This is a genomic window from Streptomyces sp. NPDC006487 (assembly GCF_042870555.1).
GTDB lineage: Bacteria > Actinomycetota > Actinomycetes > Streptomycetales > Streptomycetaceae > Streptomyces.
Window position 1 is genome coordinate 161,311 of the sequence record NZ_JBIAHN010000017.1, and the last position, 17,221, is coordinate 178,531.

The following is a 17,221-nucleotide window of genomic DNA, read 5'->3' on the forward strand; positions in this document are numbered from 1 at the left end:
TGACGTGGATCGAACCGCTCGTGGCAAGGTTCCGACGGGATCCCGCCATGCCGGAGGTGCATTCCGGGGGAAGGCGCGGGGCGGACATGGTGCGCGCCCAAGTGGACATGGTCCGCGCCGGGGCAGACTGCCGGCCGTCGACGACCCCCCGGGCCACGACCCGCCCGGGGCGCCTACGGGAGAGCAGCCGCCACCCGAGTAGCGGCCCCGTCAAACCTCGGAACCAACGGCCGGTGACCACCGGCCCGACGCCGGGCGGCCCCCCGGTGCGAAGATGACCCTCCGGTTGCCCGCGCACGACCACGCACGACCACGTGCGACCACGTACGGGCACGCCGAGGAGGGAGCACCCATGTCGGCCGACCTGCCGGACACCTGCGGACGGGATCAGAGCGCCCGCGGCGGGCCCGAGCCGCACACGCCGCTGCTCCGCCGGCCGGCGGCGGCCGCGCTCGCCTCGCTCGCCTCGCTGGGCGCGGGAGCCGCGTACCTCTGGGGCACCAATCCGCACGAGCCCGGCCACTGGCTTCCCCGCTGCCCCTTCAACTGGCTGACGGGTCTGCTCTGCCCGGCCTGCGGTGCCAGCCGGATGTGTTACGACATCCTGCACGGCGACTTCGTCGCGGCCTTCCACGACAACGCGGTGCTGTTCCTGCTGGGGCTGCCGCTCACCCTCTTCCTCTACGGCCGCTGGGTCTCCGAGGGCCTGCGCGGGCGGAAGTACCGATCGGCGATCGGAATCCGGGGACAAGCGGCCATCGTCGGGGTGGCCCTGACCTGGACGGTCGTCCGGAACGCAGCCGGTTGATCACGGGTTGATCACGTTGCGGGCAGCAGGACAACCGTGGACGGCCGTCGCGTGTCAGTAGTTCCGCTACGACTCGCAGTCGCAGCACACGTCCCCACCGATAGCAGTTCACCAGGAGCTTTTGCATGTCTCAGAACATCGCCCCGAACGGTCAGCAGTACTCCGACAAGTCCAAGCTGACGGCCGGTCTGCTGCAGATCTTCCTCGGCGGCTTCGGCATCGGCCGTTTCTACACCGGCCACACCGGCATGGCCATCGCCCAGCTGGTCACCTGCGGCGGCCTCGGCTTCTGGGCCCTGATCGACGGCATCCTGTTCCTGGTGAAGGACGACCGCACCGACAAGCAGGGCCGCGTGCTGCGCGGCTGACGTACACCGCCCCGTCGTACGGCCGGCCCCCTCATGACCGAGGGGGCCGGCCGTCGGCGTATGCGCCCCGGGGCTACAGCACCGGCATCATCTTGCGGAGCTCGAAGGCCGTGACCTCGCTGCGGTACTCCTCCCACTCCTGCTTCTTGTTGCGCAGGAAGAAGTCGAAGACGTGCTCGCCGAGGGTTTCGGCGACCAGTTCGCTGCGCTCCATCAGGGAGATGGCCTCGCCGAGGTTCTGCGGGAGGGGCTCGATGCCCATCGCGCGGCGTTCCGCGTCGGAGAGGGCCCAGACGTCGTCGTCGGCGCCGGCCGGGAGTTCGTAGCCCTCCTCGATGCCCTTGAGGCCCGCCGCCAGGAGGACGGCGTACGTGAGGTACGGGTTGGCGCCCGAGTCGATCGAGCGGACCTCCACGCGGGAGGAGCCCGTCTTGCCCGGCTTGTACATCGGGACGCGGATCAGGGCCGAGCGGTTGTTGTGGCCCCAGCAGATGTACGAGGGGGCCTCGCCGCCGGAGCCGGCGGTGCGCGAGGAGCCGCCCCAGATGCGCTTGTAGGAGTTGACCCACTGGTTGGTCACGGCGGCCGTTTCCGCCGCGTGCTTGAGCAGGCCCGCGATGAAGGAGCGGCCGACCTTGGAGAGCTGGTACTCGGCGCCCGACTCGTAGAAGGCGTTGCGGTCGCCCTCGAAGAGGGAGAGGTGGGTGTGCATGCCCGAACCGGGGTACTCCGAGAACGGCTTCGGCATGAAGGTGGCCTGGACGCCCTGTTCCAGGGCGACCTGCTTCATGACCAGGCGGAAGGTCATGATGTTGTCGGCCGTCGAGAGGGCGTCGGCGTAGCGCAGGTCGATCTCCTGCTGGCCGGGGGCGCCCTCGTGGTGGCTGAACTCGACCGAGATGCCCATGGATTCGAGCATCGTGATCGCCTGGCGGCGGAAGTCCATGCCGACGTTCTGCGGGGTGTGGTCGAAATAGCCCGAGTTGTCGGCCGGGGTGGGCCGGGTGCCGTCGAGCGGCTTGTCCTTCAGCAGGAAGAACTCGATCTCCGGGTGGGTGTAGAAGGTGAAGCCCAGGTCGGAGGTCTTGTTCAGGATGCGCTTGAGGACGTACCGCGGGTCCGCGTAGGAGGGCGAACCGTCGGGCATCAGGATGTCGCAGAACATCCGCGCCGTTCCGGGGGCCTCCGCGCGCCACGGCAGTATCTGGAAGGTGCTCGGGTCCGGCTTGGCGATCATGTCGGATTCGTAGACCCGCGCGAACCCCTCGATCGCCGAGCCGTCGAATCCGATGCCCTCGTCAAAGGCCTGCTCCAGCTCCGCCGGCGCGACCGCTACGGACTTCAGGAAGCCCAGTACGTCGGTGAACCACAGGCGCACGAAGCGGATGTCGCGCTCCTCGAGCGTCCGGAGGACGAATTCCTGCTGCTTGTCCATGGCTTCATCCTCGCAGTTCAGGCGGCCTGTGCACCACTGCCGCGAGGGCAGGGGCACAGTCGGGCCGGCCCAGTATCGCCAGCGGTGGTTTCCGCCAGATTACGCACCCCGGAAAGCCGGTGGCACCCCCGCACTGACCTTGGGCCGGTCATGAGCATTACCATCGGCGCCCATGGGGGGCCATGCGCAGGACGAGCAGGGACGTCGGAGACGTCCGCGGCTCCGGCATGCCGTCCTCCTGATGGCCTTCGGGGTGCTGGCCGGCGCGGCGTTCCTGTGCTGGCCGGCCGGAGCCGAGCACCCGGCCGCCGCGGGGACGGTGTCGCGGGCCGGGCACACCGCCCACGGGTCCGGTGCGCAGCGCGTCGTCTGCGTGGCGCCGCACGACGGGCCCGGCTGCTCCCCGCTCTCGCACGTTCTCCCCGGACTGCTGCCCCAGGCGCCGCCCGCGGCCCTGGCGGCCGGCGGGACGCCCGTACCCGCCGCGGGTCCCGCGCCCGCGGCGTGGATCCGGCCCCCCTCGGCGCTCGCGCGCGGCCCCGACCTGTACGCCCTCCAAGTGCTGCGGACCTGACCGGTCCCGGTTCGGCGGCGCTCAGGCAGCGCGTTCTCCACCCCACCCCCCTCAGCAAAAAGGATTCAGGGCCATGGCCAGCAGGAAGTCCGAAACCAACAACTCCCGCCAGGCGCGGATAGCCGAGATGCGCCGCGCCGACCGTTCGCGCGACCGGCGCAACAAGGCCATCGCGATCACCGCGTCGGCCGCCATCGTCACCGCGCTCATCGGCTTCGGCGCGTGGGTGATGATCGACCAGCAGAACGACAAGGAAGCCAGGGAGGCCCTCGCCAAGGCGCCCGTCGCCGGCGAGCAGACCTGGGACGCCAAGAAGCTCGGCCGCAAGCACGTCGAGACCCCGGTGAAGTACGAGATGAACCCGCCGGTCGGCGGGGACCACAACCCCCGCTGGATGAACTGCGACGGCGACGTCTACAAGAACCCGATCCCCGAGATCAACGCCGTCCACTCGCTGGAGCACGGCGCCGTCTGGGTGACGTACAACGAGAAGGCCGCCCCGGCCGACGTGGAGAAGCTCGCCGCCACGGTGTCCAAGCGCCCGTACACGCTGATGAGCCCCGTCAAGGAGCAGTCCGGCGCGATCATGCTCAGCGCGTGGGGCAAGCAGCTGACCGTGGACAAGGCGGACGACGCCCGGGTGGCGGCGTTCCTCACCAAGTACGTGCAGGGCGCGCAGACCCCCGAGCCGGGCGCGGCCTGCACGAACGGGCTGGCCGACAAGTGACCCGGACGTCCGGCCGCGGCTCCGTGGCCCGTACGTACTGGGCCGCGGGCTCGGCCGTGGGCCTGGCGCTGCTCTTCGCGGTGGGGGCCACGGTCGCCACCGCGGGGGGAACCGATTCCGCACCCGCGTCCTCCCGTACGCCGGGGCTCTACTCCGCCGATGCGGGCTTCGCCCGGGACATGGCGGTGCACCACCAGCAGGCGGTGGAGATGTCCTTCATCGTGCGCGACCGCACGAAGGACGAGCCGGTGCGCACCCTCGCCTACGACATCGCCAACACCCAGGCCAACCAGCGCGGCATGCTGCTGGGCTGGCTGGACATGTGGGGCCTGCCGAAGGTGGTGGCCGACGAGCCGCCGATGTCCTGGATGGAGACCGACGGCTCCGGGCACGGCATGACGGGCCACGCCATGGGCGGGGCCGTCACCAAGCCCGGCGCCCTGATGCCCGGCATGGCCACCAAGGAGGAGCTGGCACAACTCGGCTCCGCCGGGGGCCGGGACGCCGAGGTGCTCTACCTGCGGCTGATGACCGACCACCACAAGGGCGGCGTCGCGATGGCCCAGGGGTGTGCGGACGCGTGCGGGAACCCGGCCGAGCGGGCGTTGGCCCAGGGCATGGTCGAAGCCCAGCAGTCGGAGCTCCAGCTGATGGCGGACATGCTGAAGCAGCGCGGAGCGGAGCCGCCGGCCACGGGGTGACCCGCTGCCGGGGTGCGGCTCCGCCGCCTTGGGTCTCCGCCCCGGGCGATCCGGGGCGGAGCCCGGGGAACGGGCGAACCGGGGCCCCCGGACGGAGTCCGGGGGAAGGGTCCGGGACTCCGCCCCGCAGGGCCCCCGCCCTGCCGCGCCCGCCCCGGGGTCACCCGTACGGCCCCCTCCCGCCCCTGCCGGGTCGCGTGGTCCGAACGGGCGAATGAGGATGAGGACGCCGAGGCGGGCGCACCCGCGCCCGGCCGCTACGGCGTGCTCAGGAGGTTTACGCGATGACCACCGCCGGAGAGATCATGCACCCCGGGGCCCAGTGGATCCCCGCCACCGAAACCCTGGACCGGGCCGCTCAGCTGATGAGCCGGCTCAATGTGGGCGCGCTGCCCATCAGCGACTCCAACGAACGCCTCTGCGGCATCCTGACCGACCGCGACATCGTCATCGGCTGTGTGGCCAAGGGGCACGACCCGTCGAAGATCACGGCCGGCGACATGGCCCAGGGCACCCCGCGCTGGATCGACGCGGGCGCGGACGTCTCCGAGGTGCTGGAGGAGATGCAGAGCCACCAGATCCGCCGGCTTCCCGTCATCGACAACAAGCGGCTGGTCGGGATGATCAGCGAGGCCGACCTGGCCAAGCACCTGTCGGACGAGCAGATAGCCGGCTGGGCGGAGAAGGTCTACGCCCGGAGCTAGACCGCTCCCGGGGTCGACGGAGCCGACGGCGCCTCCGGTCGCGCCGCGTACAGGACCGCCCGCGCCACATGGTGCGGGCGGTCCAGCATGACCAGGTGTCCGGCCGGCTCCGCCACCTCGAACCGGGCGCCCAGCGCATCGGCCAGCGCCGCCTGGCGGCCCAGCCAGCCCGGGTCCGGGCGGCGCGCGCCGGGGTCGTGGCCGGCCAGGACGGTGGCGGGCACGGTCAGCGGCAGCTCCGCGCGCAGCGCCAGCACCTCGGCGGCCGTGTCGGGGTAGCGGGAGTTCTCCAGCAGGGCTCCGCACCAGACCCGGCCGGTCCGGTAGCAGCGGCGTACGAGGTCCGGGTCGGCCGGGTCCCCGCCGCCCGCGCGGGATGCCCGTACGGCGATCCGCCGGGCCCGGGGGCCCAGCGCGGCCGGCAGCCCTGCGGCGGTCACGGCCCGGCCGAGCAGCCGGGCGGCGCCGGTGCGCAGCCCGGCGGGCAGGGCCGTACGGGGCCGCTCCTCCACGCTGCCGTCGACCAGCACCAGGGCGGCGGTGCGTCCGGGGTACAGCCGGGCGAAGGCTTCGGCGTGGAACCCGGCGATGGAGTGCCCGGCCACGGTGACGCGCTCGGCGCCCAGGCCCAGCGCGTCCAGCAGCCCGGCGATCCGGTGTGCTTCCCCGGCTGCGGACGGTGGGCGTACGGCGGGGGCGCTCAGCCCGTGACCGGGACGGTCGAAGCGGACGACGGTACGGCCCGCGGCGACGAGCAGCTCCGCCACGGGGTCCCAGTCGAACCAGGCCATGGCGAGCCCGGCGCTGAGGACGACGGGAGGGCCGGAGCCCTCCACGAGGACGTGCAGCGGCACCCCGTCAGCGACACGGCCGGCGGGGCCCGCGGAGCCTGCGGAGGGGCGTACGAACCTCCCGGGGGCAGCCCCGGCCCCGGGGCCGCTCACGTACGGCGTTCCCGGTGGACGGAGTACGCGAGCAGGCCCAGCCAGACCGCCACGAACAGGACCTGGAGCCGCTGCCCGGCGCCGAGCGCCCAGGTGCCGTGCCCGGCGGTGAACAGGGCGATGGAGACCAGCGTCCAGACGGTGGCGAGCAGTTCCAGGAGGACCAATACGGGCCCGAACCGCGCGAGCGGGGCGAGGCGGCCGTAGCGGCGGGCGGCGAGCGTGAGGGCCACGATCCCGACGAGCGCTCCCGTCATGGCCAGACTGCTGCTCACGGCGTGCGCCTGATGGGTGGCGGGGACCAGCCCGGCGGTCTCCCGCGCCGCGCATTCGGGGTCCACGGTCGGCGTGCAGCTCAGCGGCAGCCAGGCGTCCGCGGCGGTGGAGGCGCCGAAGAGGGTGATCCCGGACCAGCCGGCGACGGACCAGGGGCGGCTGGGTTCGACGCGTCTGACGAGGCGGACCAGGGCCAGGAGGCCGCCGAGGAAGACGAGGAGGCCGGCGGTGAAGTCGGTCGCCCGGAACAGGCCGCCGAGGGGCTGGTCCTGGGCCGCGAGCTCGCTGACGTACGTCTCGACGGGGTTGAGGCCCGTGGACAGGACGACCTCGAGGACCCACGCGGTGTAGGCGGCGGCGCCGAGCCCGACGAGGAGGGCCACGGAGCGGGCCGTGGCCGTGGCGGCGGGACCCGTCGCGGCGGAGGGGCTGTTCACGGACTTCCAGGATCTCCGGGACTCGACGGGCTTCACGTGTTCGAGGGGGTCACCCGGGTTCCGGGGACCCGGCGGCGAGTGCGGTGGGAGCGACGAGAACGGCGGGTCTTTTGTGGACATAATGCGACTAATCCTAAACGTGGCCGGGCCCGGTCCTCCGATCGGATACCCACCCCGGGTAGGGTTCCCGCCATGACCCGCCCGGCTTCGCGCACGCAGCGACCAGCAGTCCGGTGGCACCGGCTGCTGCTGTTCGCCGCGCTGCTGCTGGGCATCGCGGGCATGCACACGCTGGGCCATCCGACTCCGGCCCACGCCATGGAGGACGTGCCGTCGGTCCGTTTCGTTCCCCGGGGCGGCCATACGCCGTCCGGGGCGGCACACGGCGGCCGACCGGTCGACGCGCCGGAGGCGGCACCCCGGTCGGACCCGGCGACCCCGTCGGACCTGGCGGCCGCTGCCGCCACCACGACACCGGTCACCACGACACCGGTCACCACGACACCGGTCACCACGACCGCGGCCGTCGTCGTCGAGGCCCCGCGCCCGCAGCACACCGGCATGGACCCCATGTCCGTGTGTCTCGCCGTGCTCGGCGCCCTCACCCTGTTGATCCTCGGAGCCGGACTGGCCGGCCCGCGCCGTGCCGCGCCGCTCGGGGGCGCGGCACGCGCGCCGGGCCGGTCCGGCGGCCCGGACCCGCCACCACCCCGCGAACTCCTCACCCTGCTGACGGTGCTGCGCGTATAGGCCGGGCTCCGTCGTCGCCCCCGCATGCCTGCGGGGCGGCGGCAGACGGTGCCCACCTGCCTGCCTCACACCATCACGAGGTGTTCCACCATGCGCTCTTCCGTTCCCCCCGCTTCGCCCTCCTCTTCCCCCTCCTCTTCGCCCTCCTCGCCCTCCCGCCGCGCCCTCCTCGGCGCCGGCGCCGCCCTCGCCGGCTCCGGGCTGCTAGCCGCCTGCTCGGGCTCCGGCATGGCCGGCATGGACCACGGCGCGGGCTCCACGGGCAAGGGGGCCGCCTCCCCCGCCCCCGGCGGCTACGTGGACCCGGCCGGCGCCGAGGTGCGGGCCGCCGAGGCCGCCCGCAAGGCCACCGGCCCGCTCACCGAGGTGCGGCTGACGGCCACCGCCACCCCGCTCGACATCGGCGCCGGCCGATCCGTCCGCTCGTGGGCGTACGGGGACGAGCTCCCGGGCAAGGAGGTACGGGCCACCGCGGGCGGCACCCTCGCCCTGACCCTGGCCAACAACCTCCCCGAGGCCACCTCCCTGCACTGGCACGGCCTGGCGCTGCGCAACGACATGGACGGGGTACCGGGGCTGACCCAGCGGGACATCGCCCCGGGCGGCTCGTTCACGTACGAGTTCGCCGTCCCGCACCCCGGGACGTACTGGTTCCACCCGCACTCCGGGGTCCAGCAGGACCGCGGGCTGTACGCACCGCTGATCGTCGAGGACCCGAAGGAGCCCCTCTCCTACGACAAGGAGTGGGTGGTCGTACTCGACGACTGGCTCGACGGGGTGGACGGCTCCACCCCCGACGCCGTACTCGCCGAACTCCGCAAGGGCATGGACATGAGCTCGAGCGGCGGCGGCCATGCGGGCCACGGCTCCGGCTCCGGCTCCGGCTCCATGGGCACTCCCGCGCCCGCCGCGAGCGGCGGCCCGTCCCGGGTCCTCATGGGCGGAGCCAGCGAGGTCCTCGGCAAGGACCCGGGCGATGTCGCGTACCCGTACTACCTGGTCAACGGCCGCACCCCCGAGGACCCTTCGGTCTTCACCGCCCGCCCCGGGGACCGGATCCGGATCCGGATCATCAACGCGGGCGGGGACACCGCCTTCCGGATCGCCCTGGGCGGCCACGCCTTCACGGTCACCCACACGGACGGCTTCCCCGTCCGGCACGCCACCGCCCGCTCGCTGCTGCTGGGCATGGGCGAGCGCTACGACGTCCTGGTGACGGCGGGCGACGGGGTGTTCCCGCTGACCGCGCTCGCCGAGGGCAAGGGGGACTCCGCGTCGGCGCTCGCGGTGCTCCGCACCGGGGCGGGGGCGGCGCCCACCGCCTCGACCCGGCCCGCCGAACTGACCGGGCGGCCGCTGACGGCGGACACCCTGAAGGCGGCGGAGCCGGTGGCGCTGGCCGCGCGCGAACCCGACCGCACGGTGCGGATCAAGCTGACCGGCGGGATGGCGAAGTACGACTGGGCCTTCGACGGCAAGCCGTACGCCCCGGACCAGCGGCACCCGGTGAAGGCCGGGGAACGGGTCCGGCTGGAGTTCGAGAACTCCACGACGATGTGGCACCCGCTCCACCTGCACGGGCACACCTTCGCCCTCGGCGGCGGGCCGGGCGGGGCCCGCAAGGACACGGCGGTGGTACTTCCGAGCGGGAGGCTGACGGTGGACTTCGACGCCGACAATCCCGGTCTGTGGATGGTGCATTGCCACAACGTCTTCCACGCGGAGGCCGGGATGATGACCGTGCTCGGCTACCTCCGCTGACCGGATCCCGCCCCCGACGGGGCCGGCGACGCGCCTTCCTCCGCGCGCCGCCGGCCCGGCCGCGGCGCGGTCCCGGGCGGTCGCGCGGGTCCCGGGGGGCCCGAAATGCCCGGCGGGGAGGCCGAATTCCATGACAGGCTGTGATCGTCACGCGCCGATTGCGACTTGAAGGACTTCCCGCCGGTATGAGCACCCCGCCGAATCCGCCCAGCACCCCGTCCGGCCCGCCGACGGAGCCCGCGGGCACCTCCATACCCGAGGCGGCCCCCATACCGGCGCCCGCGCAGCCCCTGTCCCTCGACAAGGCCCCGGCACAGCCCGCGGACGCGACACCGGCAGGCGTCGCAGCAGACACACCCGCAGCGATCCCCGCGCAGCCCACGGACGCGACACCGGCACCGGCACCGGCACCGGCACCGGCAGCCACCCATACCGAGCCCGCCGACCCCTCCCCTGCGCAGCCCGCGGGCACCGAGCCCACCGACGCGGCCCCGCCGCAGCCCTCGGACGCAACCCCGGCCGGCGTCGGAGCAGATGCCCCCGCCGCGGTCCCGGAGGCCGCCCCCGGGCCGCAGCCCACCGCCCCGGCCCCCGCCGCCGCCGGGTCCTTCGCTCCGGTCACGCCCGCCCCGGTGGCCGCCGCCGTTCCTGCGGCGCCCGCCTGGGGAGCCCCGTACGGCGCCCCCGGCGCCCCGGGCGCCCCCGCACCCGGCAACCCCTGGGCCGCGCCCCACGGCGGCTACGCCGGCGGATACCCCGGCGGACCCCAGGGGCCCGGCTTCCCGCCGCCCCCGGCCGCCTCGAACGGCCTGGCCCTCGCCGCCCTGCTCCTCGGCCTGTTCGGCATCTTCGTCGGCCTCGTCCCCTTCTTCTTCTGGGCGGGCGCCCTCCTCGCCCTCACCGGCACCGGCATCGGCATCGCGGCCGTCCTGAAGGCCCGCCGCGGCGCCCCCCGCGCCACGCTGGCCGCGATCGGCACCGTCCTCAGCCTCCTCGGCCTCGGCGCTTCCGTGGGTGGCTGGTTCATCACCGTGAAGGTCATCGAGAGGATCGACAGGGAGGTCGACGACCGCCCGCTCGGCGGCTACGAATACGACTACGACGACGGCTACGACGACGACTACGACGGCTCCGCCACCCCCGGCGCCCCGGCGAGTCCGGCTCCCAAGCCCTCGCCCTCCGACATCCCGGGCAAGACCTCGGCCCTGGCCTGGGGCGCGCCCTACGCCTACGAGGACGGCGTCCAGGTCACCGTGCAGCGCGCGGTCTCGTACAAGCCGTCCTCGACGGCCTACCCGCCCGAGGCCCGCAACGGCAACGCGGTCAAGGTGACGGTGAAGATCGTCAACAACTCGGGGTCCGCGCTCGACGTCAGCCTGGCCCTGCCGCACGCCCGCGACGACCAGGGCACCGAGGCCGAGATGGCCTTCGACGGCACCGTGCCGAAGATGTTCAAGGGCTCGGTCATGCCCGGCGAGTCGATGACCGGCACCTTCGCCTTCGTCGTACCCGAAGGCACCAAGAGCCTGCACTTCGAGATCTCGCCCGGCACCGAGTACGACGACGCGATCTGGAGCGGCCCGATCGGCTGAGCCGGCGGCTCCGGCGGCCGCCACCGCCCCTCCGGACACGGCGACTGCGGCAACTCCCAGGACATCGCGTCAGAAAGACGATTAGACTGGGCCGCGTGCCTCAACTACGCCTCGCTCTGAATCAGATCGACTCGCAGGTCGGCAACATCGCCGCCAATGCCGACTCGGTCGTCCACTGGACCCGGCACTCCGCCGAACAGGGCGCCCACCTGGTGGCGTTTCCGGAAATGGTGCTGACCGGGTACCCCGTCGAGGACCTCGCCCTGCGCGGCTCCTTCGTCGAAGCGTCCCGCCGGGCGCTGCAGGACCTCGCGCGGCGCCTGGCGGACGAGGGCTTCGGGGAGCTCCCGGTCGTCGTCGGCTACCTCGACCGTACGGAGAAGGCCGCGCCCCGGCTCGGCCGCCCGGCGGGCTCCCCGGAGAACGCGGCCGCCGTGCTGTACGGCGGGCAGGTCGTCCTGCGCTTCGGCAAGCACCACCTCCCCAACTACGGAGTCTTCGACGAGTTCCGGTACTTCGTGCCGGGCGACACCCAGCCGGTGATCCGGGTGCGCGGCGTGGACGTGGCCCTGGCCATCTGCGAGGACCTCTGGCAGGAGGGCGGGCGCGTCCCCGCCACCCGCTCCGCCGGGGCCGGGCTGCTGATCTCGATCAACGCCTCCCCGTACGAGCGCAACAAGGACGACCTCCGCCTGGAGCTGGTGCGCAAGCGCGCCCAGGAGGCCGGCTGCACCCTCGCCTACCTGGCGATGATCGGCGGTCAGGACGAGCTCGTCTTCGACGGGGACTCGATCGTCGTCGACTCCGCGGGCGAGGTCATCGCCCGCGCCCCGCAGTTCTCCGAGGGCTGCGTCCTGGTCGACCTGGACCTGCCGGCCGCCTCGGCCACCCCCGTCGAGGGCACCGTCGACGACGGTCTGCGCATCGACCGCGTGATCCTCACCGAGGAGCCCGTGGAACCGTACGAACCGGTCGTGACGGGCGGCTACGCCGACCGGCTCGACGACGACGAGGAGATCTACGACGCGCTGGTCGTGGGCCTGCGCGCATACGTACGGAAGAACGGCTTCCGGTCGGTCCTGATCGGCCTCTCCGGCGGCATCGACTCCGCGCTCGTCGCCGCCGTGGCCTGCGACGCGATCGGCGCGCAGAACGTGTACGGCGTCTCGATGCCCTCCAAGTACTCCTCGGAGCACTCCCGGGGCGACGCGGCCGACCTGGCGACACGGACCGGCCTGAACTTCCGGACCGTGTCGATCGAGCCGATGTTCGACGCGTACATGGGTGCGCTGGGCCTGACCGGGCTCGCCGAGGAGAACCTCCAGTCCCGGCTGCGCGGCACCCTGCTGATGGCGCTCTCCAACCAGGAGGGCCACATCGTGCTGGCTCCGGGCAACAAGTCGGAGCTGGCCGTCGGCTACTCCACCCTGTACGGGGACTCGGTGGGCGCCTACGGCCCGATCAAGGACGTCTACAAGACGGACGTCTTCCGCCTCGCCGAGTACCGCAACCGTGCGGCGGCCGAGCGCGGCGAGACCCCGCCGATCCCGGAGAACTCCATCGTCAAGCCGCCGAGCGCCGAGCTGCGCCCGGGGCAGGTGGACACGGACTCGCTGCCGGACTACCCCGTGCTGGACGGAATCCTGGCGCTGTACGTGGACCGCGACCAAGGCCTGGAGGCGATCGTCGCGGCGGGCTACGACCCCGAGCTGGTCGCGAAGACCCTGCGGATGGTGGACACCGCCGAGTACAAGCGCCGGCAGTACCCGCCGGGCACCAAGATCTCCGCGAAGGGCTTCGGCAAGGACCGCCGGCTGCCCATCACGAACGGCTGGCGCGAGCAGGCGTAGCCGGCTCTGACGCGAGCAGGCGCGTAGCGGGCGCTCCGGGCCGAGCAGGCGGAGCGGGCCCCGGCCCGCTACGGCTTCACGGTGACGCGGGCGGCGATCGGCAGGTGGTCGCTGCCCGTGCGGGGCAGGGTCCAGGAGGCCTCGGGGGTGACCCCGCGGACCAGGATCTGGTCGATGCGGGCCATCGGGAACGGCGCGGGCCAGCTGAATCCGAAGCCGTCGCCGGACGCGCCCTGGGTGGAACGCAGCTGCGAGGTGACCTCGGACAGGGCCCGGTCGTTGACGGTTCCGTTGAGGTCGCCGAGCAGGATGACCCGGTGCAGCGGTTCGGCGGCGAGCGCGGCGCCGAGGGCGTCGGCGCTGTTGTCGCGCTGGTTGGCGGTGAAGCCGGCGTTGAGCTTGACGCGGACCGAGGGGAGGTGGGCCACGAAGGCGGCCACCTCTCCGTGGGGGGTCTTGACGGTGGCGCGCATGGCCCGGGTCCAGCCCATCTTGATGTCGACGGGCTTGCTGGAGACCAGCGGGTACTTGCTCCAGAGCCCGACGGTGCCTTCGACGGAGTGGTACTTGTACGTACCTGCGAGGGCCTTCTCGTAGACGGGGACGACGCTGCCCTTGAGCTCGGTCAGGGCCAGCACGTCGGCACCGGCCTTGGCGACCGAGTCGGCGGTGCCGGCGGGGTCCGCGTTGTCGGCGTCGACGTTGTGGGTGGCGACCGTGAGGTTGCCGCCGGCGTGCGCCTTGTCGGTGACCAGGCCGCCGAAGAGGTTCACCCAGACCGCGGCGGTCAGCAGTATCGCGATCAGCGCGGTCGCGGACTTGCGGAAGAGGGCGGCGGCGAACAGCAGCGGGACGGCCAGGCCCAGCCAGGGCAGGAAGGTCTCGGTGAGGCTGCCGAGGTTGCCGATGTCGTTGGGCAGCTCGGCGTGGAAGATCATGACGAGCGCGATCAGCACGGCCAGCGCGGCGAGCACGATCCCGCGCCGCCAGATGCCCGGATCCCGCCGCAGTGCGGCCAGCCGGCGCCGGAGACCCGTTCGGGAGGGCTCGGGATCCGAGCCGTCGCTCCCCGTCTCCGTCATGTACGCCTGTGCCATGCCACTGCCCTCACTGCCGTGCTCGCGCTCCGTCCCCGCCTCTTGACCCTAGGCGATGTGCGGAGCGTTCCGCGCCGATTGTCTCGGCCGTACGTCCGGGAGGACGAACAGTCCAGCGGCCGGGGTTCCGCTTGTCACCAAACGCGCACATTGCCCCGCGGCCCCGGGCGGCGTGACGAACCGGACCTCGTGCCACTTCCCGCCGCGGCCCGGAGAGTGCCACCATGGTGGTGAGTCCGGGGACGCCGTAAGGGCGCCTCGAGATGAAGACCAAGGAGCAGTTGCAATGACGCATGCCGTTTCGCCTGCCCGCGAAGCCTCCTCCCCCACCCTGTACGGAGGCTCGGGCACCCGGCGCATCACCGTCCGCGACCTCACCCTCGCCAAGGAACGCGGCGAGAAGTGGCCCATGCTCACCGCCTACGACGCCATGACGGCGTCCGTGTTCGACGAGGCCGGCATCCCGGTCATGCTCGTCGGCGACTCGATGGGCAACTGTCACCTCGGCTACGAGACCACCGTCCCGGTGACGATGGACGAGATGACCATGCTGTCGGCGGCCGTCGTACGCGGCACCAGCCGGGCCCTGATCATCGGCGACCTGCCCTTCGGTTCCTACCAGGAGGGCCCCGTACAGGCGCTGCGCAGCGCCACCCGGCTCGTCAAGGAGGCCGGGGTCGGAGCGGTGAAGCTGGAGGGCGGCGAGCGCTCGCTGCGCCAGACCGAGCTGATCGTGCAGTCCGGCATCCCGGTCATGTCCCACCTGGGCCTGACCCCGCAGTCCGTGAACGCGATGGGCTACCGGGTACAGGGCCGCGGCGACGAGGCCGCGCACCAGCTGCTGCGCGACGCGAAGGCGGCGCAGGACGCGGGCGCCTTCGGCGTGGTCCTGGAGCTGGTCCCGGCCGAGCTGGCCGCGGAGGTCACCCGGTCCCTGCACATTCCGACGGTCGGGATCGGCGCGGGCTCGGAGTGCGACGCGCAGGTGCTGGTGTGGACGGACATGATGGGGCTGACCGGCGGCAAGATGCCGAAGTTCGTCAAGCAGTACGCGAACCTCCGCGCGACCATGGGCGACGCGGCCAAGGCCTTCGCCGAGGACGTGGTCGGCGGAACGTTCCCGCAGCCGGAGCACGCCTTCCACTAGACGGATCGCCGGCCGACGGCCCGCCTGCGGATCCCACCGGTGTTCCGTCGGTGCTCCGTGGGCGGGCCGTCGACCGCCCGTCGGCGGCCTGTCGGCGGCCTGTCGGCGGTTTGTCAGTGCCGTCTGGTCCCATGGTGGACATGACGCGAAACGACAAGAATCCCCTGAACGGCTCGCACGCCGTAGAGGTCCGGGGGCTGGTCAAGCACTACGGCGAGACCAAAGCCCTCGACGGTGTGGACCTCGATGTCCGCGAGGGAACCGTCCTCGGGGTCCTCGGCCCCAACGGCGCGGGCAAGACCACCCTGGTCCGCATCCTCTCCACCCTGATCACCCCCGACGCCGGCACCGCCCGGGTCGCGGGCTTCGACGTGGTCCGCCAGCCGCGGCAGCTGCGCCGGACCATAGGCCTGACCGGCCAGTACGCCTCGGTCGACGAGAAGCTCTCCGGCTGGGAGAACCTCTACATGATCGGCCGGCTGCTGGACCTGTCCCGCAAGGACTCCCGGAGCCGCGCCGACGAGCTGCTGGAGCGGTTCTCCCTCACGGACGCCGCCAAGAAGGCCGTGATGACCTACTCCGGCGGCATGCGGCGCCGGCTCGACCTGGCCGCCTCGATGATCGGCAGCCCGGCCGTGCTGTACCTGGACGAGCCGACCACCGGCCTGGACCCCCGTACCCGCAACGAGGTCTGGGACGAGGTGCAGCGGATGGTCGCCGAGGGGGCCACCGTCCTGCTCACCACCCAGTACATGGAGGAGGCCGAGCAGCTCGCCAGCGAGCTGACGGTCATCGACAAGGGCAAGGTCATCGCCAACGGCAAGGTCGACGAGCTGAAGGCCCGCGTCGGCGGCCGGACCCTGCGGATCCGCCCCACCGACCCGGCCGACCTGCCGGGCATGGCCCGCTCCCTGGCGGAAGCCGGTCTGGACGGGGTGGCCGGTTCCCAGGCCGTCCCGGACGAGGGCACCCTGCTGGTGCCGATCCTGGCCGACGAGCAGCTGACCGCCGTCGTGGGCCTGCTGGCGGCCCGCGGGTACGGCATCTCCGACATCAGCACCTACCTGCCCAGCCTGGACGAGGTGTTCCTGTCCATCACCGGGCAGAAGCCCACCGTCTCGGACTCCATCCCCAACCAGCAGACCGAGGAGGTCGCGGCATGAGCACCGTAACCACGACGAAGCCCAGCCCCACCGCGGCCGCCCCGGCCGGCGGGCCCGTCCTCACGGACGAGGGCCGGATCGGTCTGCGGGGCAACCTGCGTCACATCGGCGCCCTGGCCCGGCGCAACGTCCTGCAGATCAAGCAGGACCCCGAGTCGATGTTCGACGTCCTGTTCATGCCGATCATCTTCACGCTGCTGTTCGTCTTCGTCTTCGGCGGCGCGATCTCCGGCAAGGGCAACCAGGGCGAGTACGTCAACTACGTGGTCCCGGGCCTGATGGCGATGATGGGCATGAACATCGCCATGGGTGTGGGCACCGGGGTCAACGACGACTTCAAGAAGGGCGTGATGGACCGCTTCCGGTCCATGCCCATCGCCCGCTCCTCGGTGCTCATCGCCAAGATCGTGGTCGAGCTCGGCCGGATGATGGTGGCCATCGCCATCCTGCTCGGCATGGGCTTCCTGCTCGGCCTGTCCATCAAGGGCTCGGTACTGGACCTGTTCCTGTCCATCGGGCTGTCGGCGGTCTTCGGTTCCTCGCTGATGTGGATCTTCATCCTGCTGGGTCTCACCATGAAGACCCCCCAGGCGGTCCAGGGCATGGCGATGCTGGTCCTGATGCCGCTGCAGTTCGGCAGCTCGATCTTCGCCCCGCCGACGACGATGCCCGGCTGGCTGCAGAGCTTCACCGACGTCAACCCGCTGTCCAACCTGGCCGACGCGGCCCGCGCTCTGATCAACGGGACCCCGCTCGGCAACTCCGTGTGGATCACGCTGGCCTGGTCGGTCGGCATCACGCTGGTGACCATGCCGCTCGCCGTGCGGAAGTTCCGCCAGAAGACCTGATCGGCGGACCGGTCCGGTCCGGATCGCGTCCCGGGCGGA

Annotated in this window: 17 protein-coding genes; 13 read left to right on the plus strand and 4 right to left on the minus strand. The window is 72.4% G+C overall.

Annotated features, from left to right (window positions below):
• The first annotated feature begins 352 nt into the window (after positions 1 to 352).
• A complete protein-coding gene (locus ACFYM0_RS28900; RefSeq protein ID WP_388506427.1) occupies positions 353 to 808 on the plus strand; it encodes a DUF2752 domain-containing protein in 456 nt (151 codons plus the stop codon).
• Between the two features lie 125 nt (positions 809 to 933).
• Entirely contained in the window at positions 934 to 1,176 is a 243-nt protein-coding gene (locus ACFYM0_RS28905; protein WP_388506429.1) for a TM2 domain-containing protein, read from the plus strand.
• Positions 1,177 to 1,249: 73 nt separating this feature from the next.
• Here the strand turns inward: ACFYM0_RS28905 and glnA are convergent, their stop codons facing one another.
• Entirely contained in the window at positions 1,250 to 2,611 is a 1,362-nt protein-coding gene (glnA, locus tag ACFYM0_RS28910; RefSeq protein ID WP_214952336.1) for a type I glutamate--ammonia ligase, read from the minus strand.
• Between the two features lie 241 nt (positions 2,612 to 2,852).
• Between glnA and ACFYM0_RS28915 the strand changes: the two genes are divergently transcribed.
• The 4 genes from ACFYM0_RS28915 to ACFYM0_RS28930 all read left to right on the plus strand — a co-directional run bounded on the left by ACFYM0_RS28915 (position 2,853) and on the right by ACFYM0_RS28930 (position 5,317).
• Positions 2,853 to 3,185, plus strand: coding sequence for a hypothetical protein (locus ACFYM0_RS28915; protein WP_388506432.1), 333 nt, complete (start codon positions 2,853 to 2,855; stop codon positions 3,183 to 3,185).
• Positions 3,186 to 3,258: 73 nt separating this feature from the next.
• Entirely contained in the window at positions 3,259 to 3,912 is a 654-nt protein-coding gene (locus tag ACFYM0_RS28920) for a DUF3105 domain-containing protein (RefSeq protein ID WP_388506433.1), read from the plus strand.
• 23 nt (positions 3,913 to 3,935) lie between these two features.
• On the plus strand, positions 3,936 to 4,613 hold the full coding sequence (locus ACFYM0_RS28925; RefSeq protein WP_388506550.1) for a DUF305 domain-containing protein: 678 nt from the start codon (positions 3,936 to 3,938) through the stop codon (positions 4,611 to 4,613).
• A gap of 284 nt (positions 4,614 to 4,897) precedes the next feature.
• Positions 4,898 to 5,317 carry a CBS domain-containing protein gene (locus tag ACFYM0_RS28930; protein ID WP_388506435.1) on the plus strand — a complete coding sequence of 140 codons (420 nt, stop codon included), beginning with the start codon at positions 4,898 to 4,900 and terminating at the stop codon, positions 5,315 to 5,317.
• On the opposite strand, the gene ACFYM0_RS28935 is transcribed toward ACFYM0_RS28930, so the two are convergent.
• Together ACFYM0_RS28935 and ACFYM0_RS28940 are read right to left on the minus strand one after the other, a co-directional pair.
• A complete protein-coding gene (locus ACFYM0_RS28935; protein ID WP_388506437.1) occupies positions 5,314 to 6,171 on the minus strand; it encodes an alpha/beta fold hydrolase in 858 nt (285 codons plus the stop codon). The two genes, ACFYM0_RS28930 and ACFYM0_RS28935, sit on opposite strands and share 4 nt — an antisense overlap.
• Before the next feature lie 86 nt (positions 6,172 to 6,257).
• Complete coding sequence (locus ACFYM0_RS28940) at positions 6,258 to 6,974, minus strand: DUF998 domain-containing protein (protein WP_388506439.1); 717 nt, start codon at positions 6,972 to 6,974, stop codon at positions 6,258 to 6,260.
• A 192-nt stretch (positions 6,975 to 7,166) separates the two neighbouring features.
• On the opposite strand from ACFYM0_RS28940, the gene ACFYM0_RS28945 reads away from it, so the two are divergent.
• From ACFYM0_RS28945 to ACFYM0_RS28960, 4 genes are all read left to right on the plus strand, one after another.
• Positions 7,167 to 7,724 carry a hypothetical protein gene (locus ACFYM0_RS28945; RefSeq protein WP_388506441.1) on the plus strand — a complete coding sequence of 186 codons (558 nt, stop codon included), beginning with the start codon at positions 7,167 to 7,169 and terminating at the stop codon, positions 7,722 to 7,724.
• 90 nt (positions 7,725 to 7,814) lie between these two features.
• The gene (locus ACFYM0_RS28950; RefSeq protein ID WP_388506443.1) at positions 7,815 to 9,485 is read left to right on the plus strand and encodes a multicopper oxidase family protein; all 1,671 of its coding nucleotides are present in this window, start codon (positions 7,815 to 7,817) and stop codon (positions 9,483 to 9,485) included.
• Positions 9,486 to 9,670: 185 nt separating this feature from the next.
• Complete coding sequence (locus ACFYM0_RS28955) at positions 9,671 to 11,077, plus strand: DUF4352 domain-containing protein (protein WP_388506444.1); 1,407 nt, start codon at positions 9,671 to 9,673, stop codon at positions 11,075 to 11,077.
• 95 nt (positions 11,078 to 11,172) lie between these two features.
• Entirely contained in the window at positions 11,173 to 12,927 is a 1,755-nt protein-coding gene (locus ACFYM0_RS28960) for an NAD+ synthase (RefSeq protein WP_388506446.1), read from the plus strand.
• Between the two features lie 68 nt (positions 12,928 to 12,995).
• On the opposite strand, the gene ACFYM0_RS28965 is transcribed toward ACFYM0_RS28960, so the two are convergent.
• Positions 12,996 to 14,024: an endonuclease/exonuclease/phosphatase family protein gene (locus ACFYM0_RS28965; protein ID WP_388506448.1), complete on the minus strand. Its 1,029-nt coding sequence runs from the start codon at positions 14,022 to 14,024 to the stop codon at positions 12,996 to 12,998.
• Positions 14,025 to 14,310: 286 nt separating this feature from the next.
• Here ACFYM0_RS28965 and panB point away from each other — a divergent pair, with 286 nt between their 5' ends.
• The 3 genes from panB (at position 14,311) to ACFYM0_RS28980 (ending at position 17,182) form a co-directional block, all read left to right on the plus strand.
• Positions 14,311 to 15,171 carry a 3-methyl-2-oxobutanoate hydroxymethyltransferase gene (gene panB / locus ACFYM0_RS28970; protein ID WP_388506450.1) on the plus strand — a complete coding sequence of 287 codons (861 nt, stop codon included), beginning with the start codon at positions 14,311 to 14,313 and terminating at the stop codon, positions 15,169 to 15,171.
• A 131-nt stretch (positions 15,172 to 15,302) separates the two neighbouring features.
• Entirely contained in the window at positions 15,303 to 16,334 is a 1,032-nt protein-coding gene (locus tag ACFYM0_RS28975; protein WP_388506452.1) for an ATP-binding cassette domain-containing protein, read from the plus strand.
• On the plus strand, positions 16,331 to 17,182 hold the full coding sequence (locus tag ACFYM0_RS28980; protein WP_388506454.1) for an ABC transporter permease: 852 nt from the start codon (positions 16,331 to 16,333) through the stop codon (positions 17,180 to 17,182). Before ACFYM0_RS28975 ends, ACFYM0_RS28980 begins: the two co-directional genes overlap by 4 nt.
• Positions 17,183 to 17,221: the final 39 nt, after the last annotated feature.